At 41.2% G+C, this 14209-nt stretch carries 14 protein-coding genes and 1 pseudogene; 14 read left to right on the top strand and 1 reads right to left on the bottom strand.

Translation table 11 applies throughout. The features are described 5' to 3' along the window. The first annotated feature begins 365 nt into the window (after positions 1-365). The 14 genes and pseudogenes from adhE (at position 366) to NML76_RS08530 (ending at position 13040) form a co-directional block, all read left to right on the top strand. Entirely contained in the window at positions 366-3017 is a 2652-nt protein-coding gene (adhE, locus tag NML76_RS08595; RefSeq protein ID WP_049485591.1) for a bifunctional acetaldehyde-CoA/alcohol dehydrogenase, read from the top strand. Positions 3018-3268: 251 nt separating this feature from the next. Continuing rightward, positions 3269-3826 (top strand): hypothetical protein, encoded by a 558-nt coding sequence (locus NML76_RS08590; protein ID WP_070590664.1) that lies wholly within the window; start codon positions 3269-3271, stop codon positions 3824-3826. Between the two features lie 13 nt (positions 3827-3839). Next, positions 3840-4145: a hypothetical protein gene (locus NML76_RS08585; protein ID WP_049472664.1), complete on the top strand. Its 306-nt coding sequence runs from the start codon at positions 3840-3842 to the stop codon at positions 4143-4145. Further along, complete coding sequence (locus NML76_RS08580; protein ID WP_003009394.1) at positions 4145-4468, top strand: hypothetical protein; 324 nt, start codon at positions 4145-4147, stop codon at positions 4466-4468. Before NML76_RS08585 ends, NML76_RS08580 begins: the two co-directional genes overlap by 1 nt. Positions 4469-4677: 209 nt before the next feature. Beyond that, a pseudogene (locus NML76_RS08575) lies at positions 4678-4794 on the top strand (alcohol dehydrogenase); the annotation flags it as partial. A 158-nt stretch (positions 4795-4952) separates the two neighbouring features. Beyond that, positions 4953-5339 (top strand): ABC transporter permease, encoded by a 387-nt coding sequence (locus NML76_RS08570; RefSeq protein WP_195190039.1) that lies wholly within the window; start codon positions 4953-4955, stop codon positions 5337-5339. 169 nt (positions 5340-5508) lie between these two features. Beyond that, on the top strand, positions 5509-6207 hold the full coding sequence (locus NML76_RS08565; protein WP_195190040.1) for an N-acetylmannosamine-6-phosphate 2-epimerase: 699 nt from the start codon (positions 5509-5511) through the stop codon (positions 6205-6207). Positions 6208-6368: 161 nt separating this feature from the next. Beyond that, positions 6369-6821, top strand: a complete 453-nt coding sequence (locus NML76_RS08560) for a YhcH/YjgK/YiaL family protein (RefSeq protein ID WP_195190041.1) — start codon at positions 6369-6371, stop codon at positions 6819-6821. A gap of 113 nt (positions 6822-6934) precedes the next feature. After that, positions 6935-8284, top strand: coding sequence for an ABC transporter substrate-binding protein (locus tag NML76_RS08555; RefSeq protein ID WP_195190042.1), 1350 nt, complete (start codon positions 6935-6937; stop codon positions 8282-8284). A 54-nt stretch (positions 8285-8338) separates the two neighbouring features. Continuing rightward, entirely contained in the window at positions 8339-9223 is an 885-nt protein-coding gene (locus tag NML76_RS08550; RefSeq protein WP_006595263.1) for a carbohydrate ABC transporter permease, read from the top strand. Then, positions 9223-10056: a carbohydrate ABC transporter permease gene (locus tag NML76_RS08545; protein WP_037599884.1), complete on the top strand. Its 834-nt coding sequence runs from the start codon at positions 9223-9225 to the stop codon at positions 10054-10056. The genes NML76_RS08550 and NML76_RS08545 overlap by 1 nt, the downstream gene beginning before the upstream one ends. A 25-nt stretch (positions 10057-10081) precedes the next feature. Then, positions 10082-11188 carry a Gfo/Idh/MocA family protein gene (locus tag NML76_RS08540; RefSeq protein WP_045760115.1) on the top strand — a complete coding sequence of 369 codons (1107 nt, stop codon included), beginning with the start codon at positions 10082-10084 and terminating at the stop codon, positions 11186-11188. Between the two features lie 31 nt (positions 11189-11219). After that, entirely contained in the window at positions 11220-12137 is a 918-nt protein-coding gene (locus NML76_RS08535; RefSeq protein WP_037608222.1) for a dihydrodipicolinate synthase family protein, read from the top strand. A gap of 15 nt (positions 12138-12152) precedes the next feature. Continuing rightward, positions 12153-13040: an ROK family protein gene (locus tag NML76_RS08530; protein ID WP_195190043.1), complete on the top strand. Its 888-nt coding sequence runs from the start codon at positions 12153-12155 to the stop codon at positions 13038-13040. A gap of 97 nt (positions 13041-13137) precedes the next feature. Here NML76_RS08530 and NML76_RS08525 read toward each other — a convergent pair whose 3' ends face one another. After that, positions 13138-13977, bottom strand: coding sequence for a MurR/RpiR family transcriptional regulator (locus NML76_RS08525; RefSeq protein WP_003009426.1), 840 nt, complete (start codon positions 13975-13977; stop codon positions 13138-13140). Between the last annotated feature and the right edge of the window lie 232 nt (positions 13978-14209).

Here is a 14209-nt window from a genome sequence, read left to right as displayed (position 1 = left end):
CAAAATAAAACAAAAAGCAACTTTTTACTTGTAAAAAGCTGCTTATTTTAGTAAGATTAAGAAAACGCTTACAAAAATCAATTGAAAACATCTCTTTGTGAAGAAAAAATTTTTTTAATTATTTTTTCACAATTTTGCTAGACAATTGCTTTCACATCAATAAGATTGATAAAAATTTCACAAACTTCAAAAAAATCTTTGTGAAAGTTGCTTGGAAGTGTTTACAAAAATCTCAAAATAGAGTACAATTATATTGTGAAATAATTAACAAATCGAAATTTCTTACACTATTCTTGAAAATTTCAGAAAACATGAAAAAGTTCTAGAAAAGGATAAGGGTTTCAAACATTGGAGGAAAGCATCAAATGGCTGATAAAAAAACTCTCTCACCTGAAGAAAAGAAACTCGCTGCTGAAAAACACGTAGACGAGTTGGTGCAAAAAGCGCTAGTGGCGCTTGAAGAAATGCGCAAATTGAACCAGGAGCAAGTGGACTACATTGTAGCGAAAGCATCTGTAGCTGCTCTTGACGCACACGGTGAGCTCGCTCTTCATGCTTATGAAGAAACTGGTCGTGGAGTCTTTGAAGACAAAGCAACCAAGAACTTGTTCGCTTGTGAACACGTTGTAAACAACATGCGTCACACCAAGACGGTTGGTGTCATTTCAGAAGATGACGTCACTGGTTTGACCCTGATTGCTGAGCCAGTCGGAGTTGTCTGCGGGATCACTCCTACAACCAACCCTACTTCAACAGCAATCTTTAAAGCCTTGATTTCCTTGAAGACACGGAACCCTATCGTCTTTGCCTTCCACCCATCTGCTCAAGAATCATCTGCTCATGCGGCACGAATCGTACGCGATGCAGCAATTGCAGCTGGAGCACCTGAGAACTGTGTGCAATGGATTACCCAACCTTCTATGGAAGCAACCAGTGCCCTTATGAACCATGAAGGAGTTGCGACCATCCTTGCGACCGGTGGTAACGCCATGGTAAAAGCAGCTTATTCTTGTGGAAAACCAGCTCTTGGGGTAGGTGCCGGAAACGTTCCTGCTTACGTTGAAAAATCAGCCAATATCCGCCAAGCAGCACACGATATCGTCATGTCTAAATCATTTGACAATGGTATGGTCTGTGCGTCTGAACAAGCGGTTATCATCGATAAAGAAATCTACGATGAGTTTGTTGAAGAATTCAAATCTTACCACACTTACTTTGTTAACAAAAAAGAAAAAGCCCTTCTTGAAGAGTTCTGCTTCGGCGTAAAAGCCAATAGCAAGAACTGTGCAGGTGCGAAATTGAATGCGGACATCGTTGGGAAACCAGCAGCATGGATCGCTGAACAAGCTGGCTTCTCTGTACCAGAAGGAACCAATATCCTTGCGGCAGAATGTAAAGAAGTTGGCGAAAAAGAACCGTTGACTCGTGAAAAATTGTCACCAGTCATCGCTGTTTTGAAATCTGAAAGCCGTGAAGACGGAATTAACAAAGCTCGCCAAATGGTTGAATTCAACGGTCTTGGTCACTCAGCAGCCATCCATACTGCTGATGAAGAATTGACCAAAGAATTTGGTAAAGCGGTCAAAGCTATTCGTGTGATCTGCAACTCTCCTTCGACTTTCGGTGGTATCGGGGATGTTTACAATGCCTTCTTGCCATCATTGACACTTGGATGTGGTTCTTACGGACGTAACTCTGTTGGGGACAACGTTAGTGCCATCAACCTCTTGAATATCAAAAAAGTCGGACGCCGGAGAAATAACATGCAATGGATGAAACTTCCTTCAAAAACATACTTTGAACGTGATTCAATTGAATACCTACAAAAATGTCGTGACGTTGAACGTGTCATGATCGTTACAGACCACGCTATGGTAGAGCTTGGTTTCCTTGATCGTATCATCGAACAGCTTGACCTTCGTCGCAATAAGGTAGTTTACCAAATCTTTGCAGACGTAGAACCAGATCCAGATATCACAACTGTTGAACGTGGTACAGAGATCATGCGTGCCTTCAAACCGGATACCATCATTGCTCTTGGTGGTGGATCACCAATGGATGCGGCCAAAGTAATGTGGCTCTTCTACGAACAACCAGAAGTGGACTTCCGTGACTTGGTTCAAAAATTCATGGATATCCGTAAACGTGCCTTCAAGTTCCCATTGCTTGGTAAGAAGACTAAATTTATTGCGATCCCAACAACATCTGGTACAGGATCTGAAGTTACTCCATTTGCCGTTATCTCTGATAAAGCAAACAACCGTAAATACCCAATCGCAGACTACTCATTGACTCCAACAGTTGCCATCGTAGACCCTGCCTTGGTATTGACAGTTCCTGGATCTGTTGCAGCAGACACTGGTATGGATGTTTTGACGCACGCGACAGAAGCTTACGTATCACAAATGGCTAGCGACTTCACAGATGGTCTTGCTCTTCAAGCTATTAAACTTGTCTTTGAAAACTTGGAAAGCTCAGTCAAGAATGCGGACTTCCATTCACGCGAAAAGATGCACAATGCGTCAACCATCGCAGGTATGGCCTTCGCCAATGCCTTCCTCGGTATTTCTCACTCCATGGCCCACAAGATCGGTGCGCAATTCCACACCATCCACGGACGGACCAATGCCATCTTGCTTCCATACGTTATCCGCTACAACGGTACACGCCCAGCCAAGACAGCTACATGGCCTAAGTACAACTACTACCGTGCAGATGAAAAATACCAAGATATCGCTCGTATGCTAGGACTTCCATGCTCTACTCCAGAAGAAGCCGTTGAAGCTTACGCAAAAGCTGTATACGAACTCGGTGAACGCTGTGGTATCGAAATGAACTTCAAAGCACAAGGAATCGATGAAAAAGAATGGAAGAAACATTCTCGTGAATTGGCCTTCCTTGCTTACGAAGATCAATGTTCACCAGCTAACCCACGTCTTCCAATGGTAGACCATATGCAAGAAATCATCGAAGATGCATACTATGGTTACAAGGAACGTCCAGGACGTCGTAAATAAGACGCCAAGGAACAACTGATGTTTATCAGCTACCCCCACTCGAAAGAGTGGGGGATTTTTGCTATTTGGGTCCAAAACTCGTTTTTTCATAAAAAATTAGACTTTTTTTCAGAAATTGTGTTATTTTTATAGCATTCCGAGCTATTTTATGTTACCCTATAGTGTGTGAATCTGCCTGTAGCTGAAGGGTTATGATCCTTTTTCAGTTATAGGAAACGAAAAAACAAATCCAAGAAAGGAGGCCATCTCAAATGGAGTTAGAAGGTGACGTGCAAGGAAGACAAGATCAGGCACAGAAAATTATTAAAATGCCCCAACGAGATCGGGAAACTTCCACTTCAGAAAATCAGCCATCATCTGCTTCGGTGGTCTCCATGTATGGGCAGGAAAAGCCAAGCATTTCTAGCCTCCATCAGCAACTAGCGAGCGCGTCTGGAACCCAGACCATTCAATTGCGGGAGGAATTGGTGCTGGCGGTAGCGCAGAATGCTTCAGCGCAAGCAACTGCCTTTGAGGCAGAGGTCAAGGATAAGCTGGAAGAGGCCAAGGAGACGGTTTCTCATAAGGTCGCTGAGGTGTCACAAATGGCCCACAGCATGGCCCAATTTTTAACAGACGCAGAAGTGGAGCAACTATTAGGAGAGTTCTCCATGGATGCTTGTTGGGACCAAGCGGTAGAGGCGGAGAACCTCGCCCAAGCAAAGGCCTATTCCACTCGCTTGTCAGATTTGGCAGGTCAGCTGGAGGCTGCATCAGCTCAATTGGTGGACTTGGACAAGGGACAAGCGACGGCCTTTGATTTTTCATAAGTAGGAGAAAAAGATGTTAGAGATCCTGGGAGAGGACAGAGAACGAATTGAGGAGCTCCATCGAGAGATTAAAAAGGAGCAAGAGCGGATTGCGATCAGAAGTTTGATTGCAACGCAGAAAGCCTTGATGATGTTGGAAGGGATGAGTTTGCAGGTAACCTTGGGCGGTCAATCCGAAAAGATGCGCTCTTTTGCTACAACGACCCTCGTTAGTGATTTGAAAGATGGATTTACAGGAGGAGCAGCGGACGCGGTAGAAACAGCACTGAAAGCAGTGAAGAAGCCGATTTTATTGAGTCCGATTAAAGGAGGTATGTGATGTACCATTCAGGAAATAGTGAATTAGAACAACTAGAAGATCGACATTACCGCTTCAATCAAAAGCTCAGTGAGTTGGAGTGGGATTATGCGGATATGCGTATGGATGTCCGCCAACATACAGAAAATTTAGTGGACTGGCTGAGTGCCTTGCATTTTCAAGCGCCAAGTGCGGAGGCCCAAAGTGGCTTGGAGCGTTTATTTGCCTTGCAAGAAGAGTTTGAGGCAGAACTCAAGCGCTATGAAGAGCGTTTAGAAGAAGAGCGTGAGCGCGAGCAGCAAGAGTACTATAAGCAGCGTCAACAATTAGAACAAGGTGATTGAAACATTCCTCTGGTAGAGATAAGAGGAATGTTTTTGTTTGCTCGAAAACTTTTAAAAATGTGCCTATAAATTCTTGCAATCGCTTACTTAGTATGTTATAATATTCACAAAGAAACGAAAATAAAATGGTTTTATCAAACCAACAAAAAAGGAGTCGCTTGTGAAAGCTGCAACTTATGTATCTGCAGGCAATCTGCAACTGCTGGATCAAGCTCACCACCCACCACTTCAAACTCTCAGAAGTTGAAAAAGCCTATGATGTCTTTAAACATGCGGGTGAAAACCATGCACTCAAGGTCATTATCGAAAATGACATCAGTGAATGAAGTGGTGACTAATATTTGTTCATAGTTTTTTTAGACGGGCCAGAGATATTCTGGTCCTATTTTCAACCCCAAAAAGCCAATGATTCCTTGCAAAATAAATTCGTTGTCTTATAATAGAAGTACAGAAAACGATTACATAAAGAGGAAGGTGTGATCTTATGAAACGGTTTTGTTATCATCATGAATTCTGGATGGACTTCCATTTCTGGATCTTGGTCTTGCTTTTAGCGACTGTAGCTTTAACGATGCAGGCTCCGCTTTCGGTAGTTAGCCTCGCTTATCTTGCTTTTGTTGGAATTTTGATCCTTCTTCAGGTCTTTCAACCGCCTGTATCGACACGGCAGTATCCAGAAGGTAGCTACCATTTCAATTGGACCTTTTATCGCGATACCCGACTGTATATCAATCTCTTTTTACTAGCAGGTCTCTTGGCAGGCCCAATGGCTTCATCGGATATGGTCTATTGGATCTTGCTTGGAGCAGTCGTCGGCTCTATTGGCTTTGTATTTGTCGTAAAGGAAAAAGCGACTCAAAAGATGGCCTAAGGAATCACCATGTCCTAGATCTCTGAAACTAGTTTCAGAGATCTTTTTATTTTTCCCAAAATGCGAAACTATAATCCAATTGCAGGGTTAATATTGTAAGCGTTTTAAAAATGGATTATAATCAATTTACAAGTACTCGAGTTGCCTTATTATCAAAGGAGAAGGAGTTATGTCAAAGATTACAAAAGATGAATTGATCCAGCAAATCAAAGATGGCATCATTGTTTCTTGTCAGGCTCTCCCTCACGAACCGCTCTATACAGAAACTGGAGGAGTCATTCCTCTCTTGGTTAAAGCGGCTGAGCAGGGTGGAGCTGTCGGGATCCGAGCCAATAGTGTCCGAGATATCAAGGAAATCAAGGAAGTGACCAAGTTACCGATCATTGGGATTATCAAACGTGATTACCCACCTGAAGAACCCTTTATCACGGCTACCATGAAAGAAGTTGATGAATTAGCAGCTTTGGATATCGCGGTCATTGCTCTGGATTGTACCAAACGTCCCCGTCATGATGGCCTTTTGATTAGTGACTTTATCCATCAAGTCAAAGAAAAATATCCCGATCAGCTGTTGATGGCCGATATCTCGACCTTGGAAGAAGGATTGACGGCTGTTGAAGCTGGAGTAGACTTTGTCGGAACGACCTTATCTGGATATACAGACTACAGTCCAAAGGTCGATGGACCAGATTTTGAACTGATCCATAGCCTCTGCCAAGCAGGAGTAGATGTCATCGCAGAAGGCAAGATCCACTATCCGGATCAAGCCAATAAAATCCATGATCTCGGGGTTCGCGGCATCGTTGTAGGTGGTGCCATTACTCGACCAAAAGAGATTACAGAGCGCTTCGTCGCAGCCTTAAAATGAGAAAACAAAACAGTAGATTGAAGGAGGAGGAGACCGAATAGAGAGTAGTCGAATTCATTTAATGAGAGTGTTTCAGTGAAGGATAACGATGAAGATTTCAAGAAGGAAGTCATATTTGCTTAACTTTCTGCAACATAAATCTAGTGTAAAAGGAGAAATAGATGATATTTGATGATTTAATAAACATAAAATTGTACAAAGGGATTCATCCTAATCTGGATCAAGCGATTGATTTTCTCTATGAACACCGGAAAGATTCTTTTGATCTCGGGAGATATGATATCGACGGTGACAAGGTCTTTCTCGTTGTCCAAGAAAACACCCTTAACAAAGATGAAAATGATCGCTTTGAACATCATCGTCGTTATGCCGACCTTCATTTATTAGTTGAAGGACATGAATTTTCTAGCTACGGTTCCCGTATCCTAGATGAAGCTATTCCATTTGATGAAGCAAGTGATATTGGCTTTGTTCATTGTGAGAAATTCTATCCACTTCATTTGGGCTATCATAATTTTGCAGTCTTCTTCCCTGGTGAACCTCATCAACCAAATGGCTATTCAGGTCAGGAAGAAATAGTCAGAAAGTATCTATTCAAAATTGCGATTGATTAGATATGTCAAATAGAAAATGGAGGAGATAAGCGATATAGTTAGTTTTTTCGGAGAAGTTAAGGCTTCAAAGCACAGATTGCATTTTTTGTATTTAAAATAGAAAGAGGAAAACAATGAAAAATAGTAAGAAAATTCTTTTCGCTTTGGTTCTCGCGTTATTCGCATTGTTTGTCACTGCATGTTCATCTTCAAAAAATGATGCAGAAGGAAGTAATAAATCTGGAGAATTATCTGGTGAAATTGTAATGTGGCACTCATTTACTCAGGGACCTCGGTTAGAAAGTATTCAAAAATCAGCTGATGAGTTCATGAAGAAGCATCCAAAGGTTAAAATCAAGATTGAGACATTTTCATGGAATGACTTCTATACAAAATGGACGACTGGATTAGCAAATGGCAATGTTCCAGATATTAGTACAGCTTTGCCAAACCAAGTTATGGAAATGGTCAATTCAGATGCTTTGGTTCCATTGAATGATACTATTAAGACAATTGGAGAAGACAAATTTAATAAAACAGCATTAGATGAAGCGAAGGTTGATGGCAATTTTTATTCCGTGCCTTTGTACTCACATGCTCAAGTTATGTGGGTTCGCACTGATTTATTGAAACAATATAATATTGAAGTTCCAAAAACATGGGATCAGTTGTATGAAGCTTCTAAAAAATTAAAAGAAAATGGAGTTTATGGATTGTCTGTTCCTTTCGGGACAAATGATATGATGGGGACACGCTTCTTGAATTTCTATGTACGAAGTGGCGGTGGTAGCCTGTTGACAAAAGATTTGAAAGCTAACTTGACAAGCAAACTGGCTCAAGATGGAATTAAATATTGGGTGAAGATGTACAAAGAATTTTCTCCGAAAGATTCATTGAACTTTAATGTCTTGCAACAAGCTACTTTGTTCTATCAAGGAAAGACAGCATTTGACTTTAACTCAGGATTCCATGTAGGTGGTATTCAAGCAAATAGCCCTCAATTGATTGATGCGATTGACGCTTATCCTATTCCAAAAGTAAAAGAATCAGATAAAGATTATGGCATTGAAACTTCTAATATTCCATTGGTAGTTTGGAAGAATTCAAAACATCCAGAAGTAGCGAAAGCATTCTTAGAATCTTTGTATGAAAAGAAAGATTATATTAGCTTCTTAGATTCAACTCCTGTTGGAATGTTGCCTGCCATCAAAGGAATTAGTAATGATCCAGCCTATAAAGATAATGACATCCGCAAGAAATTCCAACATGCAGAAGAAGTTATTACAAAAGCAGCGGAAAAAGGTACAGCTATTGGATATGAAAATGGTCCAAGTGTTCAAGCTGGAATGTTAACAAACCAACATATCATTGAACAAATGTTCCAAGATATTATTACAAATGGTAAAGACCCAATGGAGGCTGCTAAGGATGCAGAAAAACAATTGAATGATTTATTCGAAACTGTAGCAGTTGATGTTAAATAATAATAGCAGAGGCTACAATAATGTAGCCTCTGTTTTTAGAGAGGAAAAAAGCATATGGTCAAAAATAGAAATTTGACTCGATGGGTGTTTGTGTTACCTGCTATTATCATTGTTGGACTATTATTTGTTTACCCATTTTTCTCCAGCATCTATTTTAGCTTTACAAACAAACATTTGATCATGCCGCGGTATAAATTTGTAGGATTAGCAAATTACAAAGCAGTTTTATCGGATCCTAATTTCTACAATGCCTTCTTTAACTCCCTTAAATGGACAGTCTTTTCTCTTTTGGGACAAGTGCTTGTTGGTTTTGTGTTAGCACTTGCATTGCATAGAGTTAGACGCTTTAAGAAGTTATATAGAACATTGTTGATTGTTCCTTGGGCCTTCCCAACAATTGTTATTGCCTTCTCTTGGCAATGGATCTTAAATGGAGTATATGGTTATCTACCTAATTTGATTGTGAAATTAGGACTGATGAATCATGTTCCTGGATTTTTGACAGAAAGTACCTGGGCCTTTATCTGTTTAGTATTTATTAATATTTGGTTTGGTGCCCCTATGATCATGGTCAATGTTCTATCTGCCTTACAAACGGTTCCGGAGGAACAGTTTGAAGCCGCTAGGATTGATGGAGCTTCCAGTTGGCAAGTTTTTAGATTTGTTATTTTACCTCACATTAAAGTAGTAGTCGGATTACTTGTTGTACTGAGAACAGTATGGATCTTTAATAACTTCGATATTATTTATCTGATTACCGGTGGTGGCCCTTCAAACGCAACAACAACATTGCCAATATTTGCATATAATCTCGGTTGGGGAACAAAACTTCTTGGGCGTGCCTCAGCGGTAACAGTCTTGCTATTTATTTTCTTATTGGCAGTATGTTTCATTTACTTTGGAGTAATTAGTAAATGGGAGAAGGAGGGTAGAAAATGATGAAGAGAAGAACAAATGTACTCCTTGATATTGGGTCACATGTTGTTTTAGTTATTTCAACTATTATCGCAATTTTTCCTTTAATTTGGATCCTTCTATCTTCTGTGAAAGGAAAAGGTGAATTAACCCAGTTTCCAACAAGATTTTGGCCTAAACAGTTTACTCTCGATTATTTTACGCATGTTATTAATGACCTACATTTTATAAATAATATAAAAAATAGCTTATTAATCGCATTAACGACAACGGTCATCGCTATTATCATTTCTGCAATGGCTGCTTACGGTATTGTTCGCTTCTTTCCAAAATTAGGGGCGATCATGTCCCGGTTGCTAGTCATTACCTATATCTTCCCTCCGATCTTGTTGGCAATTCCTTATTCTATTGCCATTGCAAAAGTTGGATTAACCAATAGTTTAATTGGTTTAATGATTGTTTATCTTTCGTTTAGTGTCCCTTATGCAGTGTGGTTGTTAGTAGGATTCTTCCAAACAGTTCCAATTGGAATCGAGGAAGCAGCAAAAATAGATGGCGCGAATAAATTTGTTACCTTCTATAAAGTGGTGTTACCAATTGTTGCACCAGGGATTGTTGCCACAGCCATCTATACCTTTATCAATGCATGGAATGAATTCCTTTATGCATTGATCTTGATTAACGATACAAGTAAGATGACGGTTGCGGTGGCTTTGCGTTCATTAAATGGTTCGGAAATACTGGATTGGGGAGATATGATGGCGGCATCCGTAATTGTAGTATTGCCTTCAATTATCTTCTTCTCAATTATCCAAAATAAAATCGCAAGTGGTCTTTCTGAAGGATCCGTAAAATAGTAAAAATAGGAATAGGAGAAAAACAATGGTTGTAAATTATGGTGTTGTCGGCACAGGATACTTTGGTGCTGAATTAGCAAGATATATGAAAAAAAATGATGGTGCAGTAATTACAGTTGTGTATGATCCAGAAAATGCAGAAGCTGTAGCAGAAGAATTAGGAGCACGAGTGGCTTCGTCACTAGATGAATTGGTTCAAAGTGACGATGTGGATTGTGTGATCGTGGCTTCCCCTAATAATTTGCATAAAGAACCCGTGATTAAAGCTGCTCAGAATGGAAAAAATGTATTTTGTGAAAAACCGATTGCTTTATCATATGAAGATTGTAAAGAGATGGTAGAAACATGTAAAGAAAATGGTGTGATTTTCATGGCTGGTCACATTATGAATTTCTTTAATGGTGTCCATCATGCTAAAGAATTGATTAATCAAGGGGTTATTGGGGACGTTTTATACTGTCATACAGCGAGAAATGGCTGGGAAGAACAACAACCATCCATTTCATGGAAAAAAATTCGTGAAAAATCAGGGGGCCATCTTTACCACCATATCCATGAGTTGGATTGCGTTCAATTTTTAATGGGAGGTATTCCTGAAACAGTTACGATGACAGGTGGAAATGTAGCTCACCAAGGAGAAAACTTTGGTGATGAAGATGACATGATTTTTGTCAATATGGAATTCCCTGGCAAGCGATTTGCCTTGCTTGAATGGGGTTCTGCCTATCGTTGGGGAGAACACTATGTCTTGATTCAGGGAACGAAGGGTGCTATAAAATTAGACCTATTTAATTGTAAAGGTACTCTGAAAGTAGATGGAAAAGAATCATATTTCTTAATTCATGAATCTCAGGAAGAAGATGATGACCGTACAAGAATTTATCATAGCACGGAGATGGATGGTGCTATTGCCTATGGTAAACCAGGGAAACGAACTCCATTGTGGCTATCTTCTGTTATTGATAAAGAAATGAAATACCTTCATGACATAATGAATGGTGCTCCTGTATCAAAAGAATTTGAAAAACTATTAACCGGAGAAGCGGCGTTAGAAGCGATTGCGTCTGCTGATGCTTGTACTCGTTCCATTAATGAGGACCGAAAAGTTAAATTATCAGAGATCATGGGTTAATAATATTACTGATACGACAAAAGGAGAAAAAATGTCAGATTTAAAAAAATATGAAGGAGTCATCCCCGCTTTTTACGCCTGCTATGATGACCAAGGAGAAATTAGCCCGGAGCGGGTACGTGCGCTGGTAGAATATTTTATCGCGAAAGGTGTGCAGGGCTTGTATGTCAACGGATCCTCTGGCGAATGTATCTACCAGAGCGTGGCCGACCGCAAGCTGATTCTAGAAGAAGTGATGGCAGTAGCTAAAGGGAAATTGACCATCATTGCTCACGTAGCCTGCAACAACACCAAGGATAGCGTGGAATTGGCACGACATGCGGAAGAATTAGGAGTGGATGCCATTGCGGCCATTCCACCGATCTATTTCCGCTTGCCAGAATACAGTGTGGCCCACTACTGGAATGAAATCAGTGCAGCCGCACCCAATACAGACTTTGTCATCTACAATATCCCGCAATTGGCAGGGGTCGCTTTGACACCGAGTCTTTACAAGGAAATGTTGAAAAATCCACGGGTGATTGGGGTAAAGAATTCTTCGATGCCTGTTCAGGATATCCAGACCTTTGCTTCTTTGGGAGGCGATGACCATATCGTCTTTAATGGTCCAGATGAACAATTCCTAGGTGGCCGTCTCATGGGAGCGCATGCTGGAATCGGTGGCACCTATGGTGCGATGCCAGAACTCTTCTTGAAGCTCAATCAGCTGATTGCTGAGAAAGACTTGGAGACTGCGCGTGCCTTGCAGTTTGCCATCAATGACATTATTGGAGTCTTGACATCTGCTCATGGCAATATGTATGCGGTCATCAAAGCGGTTTTGCGCATTAATGAAGGTTTGGACTTGGGATCTGTTCGCTCCCCTTTGACGCCAGTAGTAGAAGCGGATCAAGAAGTGATTCAACGTGCTGCTCAACTCATTCAGGACACAAAAGCCAGATTCCTTTGATCAAAGGAGGTCTAGATGAATCCATATGTTGTAATTGATATCGGAGGGACCAGTATCAAGTATGGTTTAGCCGATGCAAAAGGGCAACTCCTAGAGACCCATGAAATGCCAACGGAGGCTCAAAAAGGAGGACCTCACATTCTTAACACAACAAAGGAAATCGTAGCTCGTTATTTGAAGAAGCATCCCTTGGCAGGGGTGGCGATTTCTTCGGCCGGAATGGTAGATCCTGATAAGGGAGAAATCTTTTATGCCGGCCCACAAATTCCCAACTATGCAGGCACCCAATTCAAAAAGGAAATCGAAGAGACCTTTCAGATCCCTTGCGAGATTGAAAATGATGTCAACTGTGCCGGTCTCGCAGAGGTCACTACAGGCCATGCAAAAGGATCGAACAATGCTGTTTGCCTGACGATTGGGACAGGGATCGGTGGTTGCCTCTTGCTCGATGGTCAAGTCTTTCATGGCTTTAGCAATTCAGCCTGTGAGGTTGGCTATCTTCATTTGCCAGACGGTGCCTTTCAGGATCTAGCTTCAACGACGGCTTTAGTCGAGTATGTGGCAGAACATCATGGTGATCCTGTGGAACAGTGGAATGGTCGCCGGATCTTCAAGCAGGCAACAGAAGGAGATAAGATCTGTATGGCTGGAATTGATCGAATGGTGACCTACCTTGGCAAAGGACTAGCCAATATCGCCTATGTGGTCAATCCAGAGGTCATTGTTCTTGGAGGGGGGATTATGGCTCAGGAAGCCATCCTGAAACCTAAAATCTATCAAGCCCTGTGTGCTGAACTGGTTCCTAGCCTAGCAGATAAGATCCGTTTGGAATTTGCCCACCATCAAAACGCCGCAGGTATGTTGGGGGCCTACTACCACTTTAGACAAAAACATGGAACATAAAACAAGTCGCGCTGGCGACTTGTTTTTGATTCATCAAAAAAAGCATGAAAGATGAAGAAAACCTGATCTTTCATGCTTTTTAAATAGGGAGACCATATTAAGATTTTCGAGAACGTTGATTAGAAAGTTTTTTGTTTTCCCAGTAGCTATTAAAGACAATTTCCTTTTGTTCTCGGCTTTTATTAAGGAAATGAGCATAGATCAAATCGACCACAATGAGGAGTGGTAAAATAGCAGAAATTCGATCGATATAGGTACTACTAGGAAGAGGTGCGGCCGGTAACACTTCTGTGAATCCTTGGTGGATGGCAGCCGGGTTAGCCGTCACAAGAACCGTTTTAGCCCCTTTTTCTTTGGCGTCCAGGAGACTGTCTGTAATGGAGTTGGTACCTCCTGACAATGAGAAACCGATGACTAAACAAGAGGAATCGAGAATACTGGTCGTCCAGGCAAAGCCATCTTGATCAGTCAGGGCTTCACAAACGACGCCTAGTCGCATAAAGCGCAATTTCATTTCTCGAGCGACTAAACCGGAACTACCGATCCCGAAGAAATAGACTCGGTCTACTTGACCGATTAGTTCAGCGACCCGATCTAATTGGGAATCTTTTACCAGACTTTCAGTGACGTTACTGATATGGTGGTAGCGTTGCAAGACGCTCAGCGTCAGCTCGTCATGCTCTTGCACCTGTTTTTGATTTTTGGTTTCTTCGTTAAAGTGATAGACAAATTCCCGATAGCCGGAAAAGCCACATTTTTGAGAGAAACGCGTTAAAGCCGCCTTTGAAACATGGAGTAACTCTGTTACACGAGAAGAGGACAGGGAGTGCTGTCGTGCTTCGGATGATAAAAAATATTGGGCAATGTCGCGTTCCATATCTGTTAACTCAGCTTCATGGCTGGCGATAATGGCGCGTAAATCTTGATCTTGTTTCACAGCAATCCTCCTTTCTCACGAGATGAAATAACAGGATACTCCTATAATATATTACACATTATAACATGGGTAACCGCTTTATTCAAGTAAAAGAAATCAAGAAATACTGAAACTAGGAACAGGATAGGAGAAAAGAAGAGAACGCTACCAAACTTGAAACTAAGGTCTTATTTGTTGTCCACAATTTTCTGAAAATTCCCGGTTGGGCCTGAACAAACGATATGAATTGTGG

It is taken from the genome of Streptococcus sp. CF8_Ac1-9 (assembly GCF_024295565.1).
GTDB lineage: Bacteria > Bacillota > Bacilli > Lactobacillales > Streptococcaceae > Streptococcus > Streptococcus parasanguinis_X.
Note: the sequence above shows the minus strand (reverse complement) of the source record. Positions and strands in the feature narration are given on the sequence as shown.

What these genes read in the sequence shown, in the direction of transcription:
- adhE (WP_049485591.1), top strand. Translation starts at nt 366, where the DNA reads ATGGCTGATAAAAAAACTCTCTCACCTGAAGAAAAGAAACTCGCTGCT.
- NML76_RS08590 (WP_070590664.1), top strand. Translation starts at nt 3,269, where the DNA reads ATGGAGTTAGAAGGTGACGTGCAAGGAAGACAAGATCAGGCACAGAAA.
- NML76_RS08585 (WP_049472664.1), top strand. Translation starts at nt 3,840, where the DNA reads ATGTTAGAGATCCTGGGAGAGGACAGAGAACGAATTGAGGAGCTCCAT.
- NML76_RS08580 (WP_003009394.1), top strand. Translation starts at nt 4,145, where the DNA reads ATGTACCATTCAGGAAATAGTGAATTAGAACAACTAGAAGATCGACAT.
- NML76_RS08570 (WP_195190039.1), top strand. Translation starts at nt 4,953, where the DNA reads ATGAAACGGTTTTGTTATCATCATGAATTCTGGATGGACTTCCATTTC.
- NML76_RS08565 (WP_195190040.1), top strand. Translation starts at nt 5,509, where the DNA reads ATGTCAAAGATTACAAAAGATGAATTGATCCAGCAAATCAAAGATGGC.
- NML76_RS08560 (WP_195190041.1), top strand. Translation starts at nt 6,369, where the DNA reads ATGATATTTGATGATTTAATAAACATAAAATTGTACAAAGGGATTCAT.
- NML76_RS08555 (WP_195190042.1), top strand. Translation starts at nt 6,935, where the DNA reads ATGAAAAATAGTAAGAAAATTCTTTTCGCTTTGGTTCTCGCGTTATTC.
- NML76_RS08550 (WP_006595263.1), top strand. Translation starts at nt 8,339, where the DNA reads ATGGTCAAAAATAGAAATTTGACTCGATGGGTGTTTGTGTTACCTGCT.
- NML76_RS08545 (WP_037599884.1), top strand. Translation starts at nt 9,223, where the DNA reads ATGAAGAGAAGAACAAATGTACTCCTTGATATTGGGTCACATGTTGTT.
- NML76_RS08540 (WP_045760115.1), top strand. Translation starts at nt 10,082, where the DNA reads ATGGTTGTAAATTATGGTGTTGTCGGCACAGGATACTTTGGTGCTGAA.
- NML76_RS08535 (WP_037608222.1), top strand. Translation starts at nt 11,220, where the DNA reads ATGTCAGATTTAAAAAAATATGAAGGAGTCATCCCCGCTTTTTACGCC.
- NML76_RS08530 (WP_195190043.1), top strand. Translation starts at nt 12,153, where the DNA reads ATGAATCCATATGTTGTAATTGATATCGGAGGGACCAGTATCAAGTAT.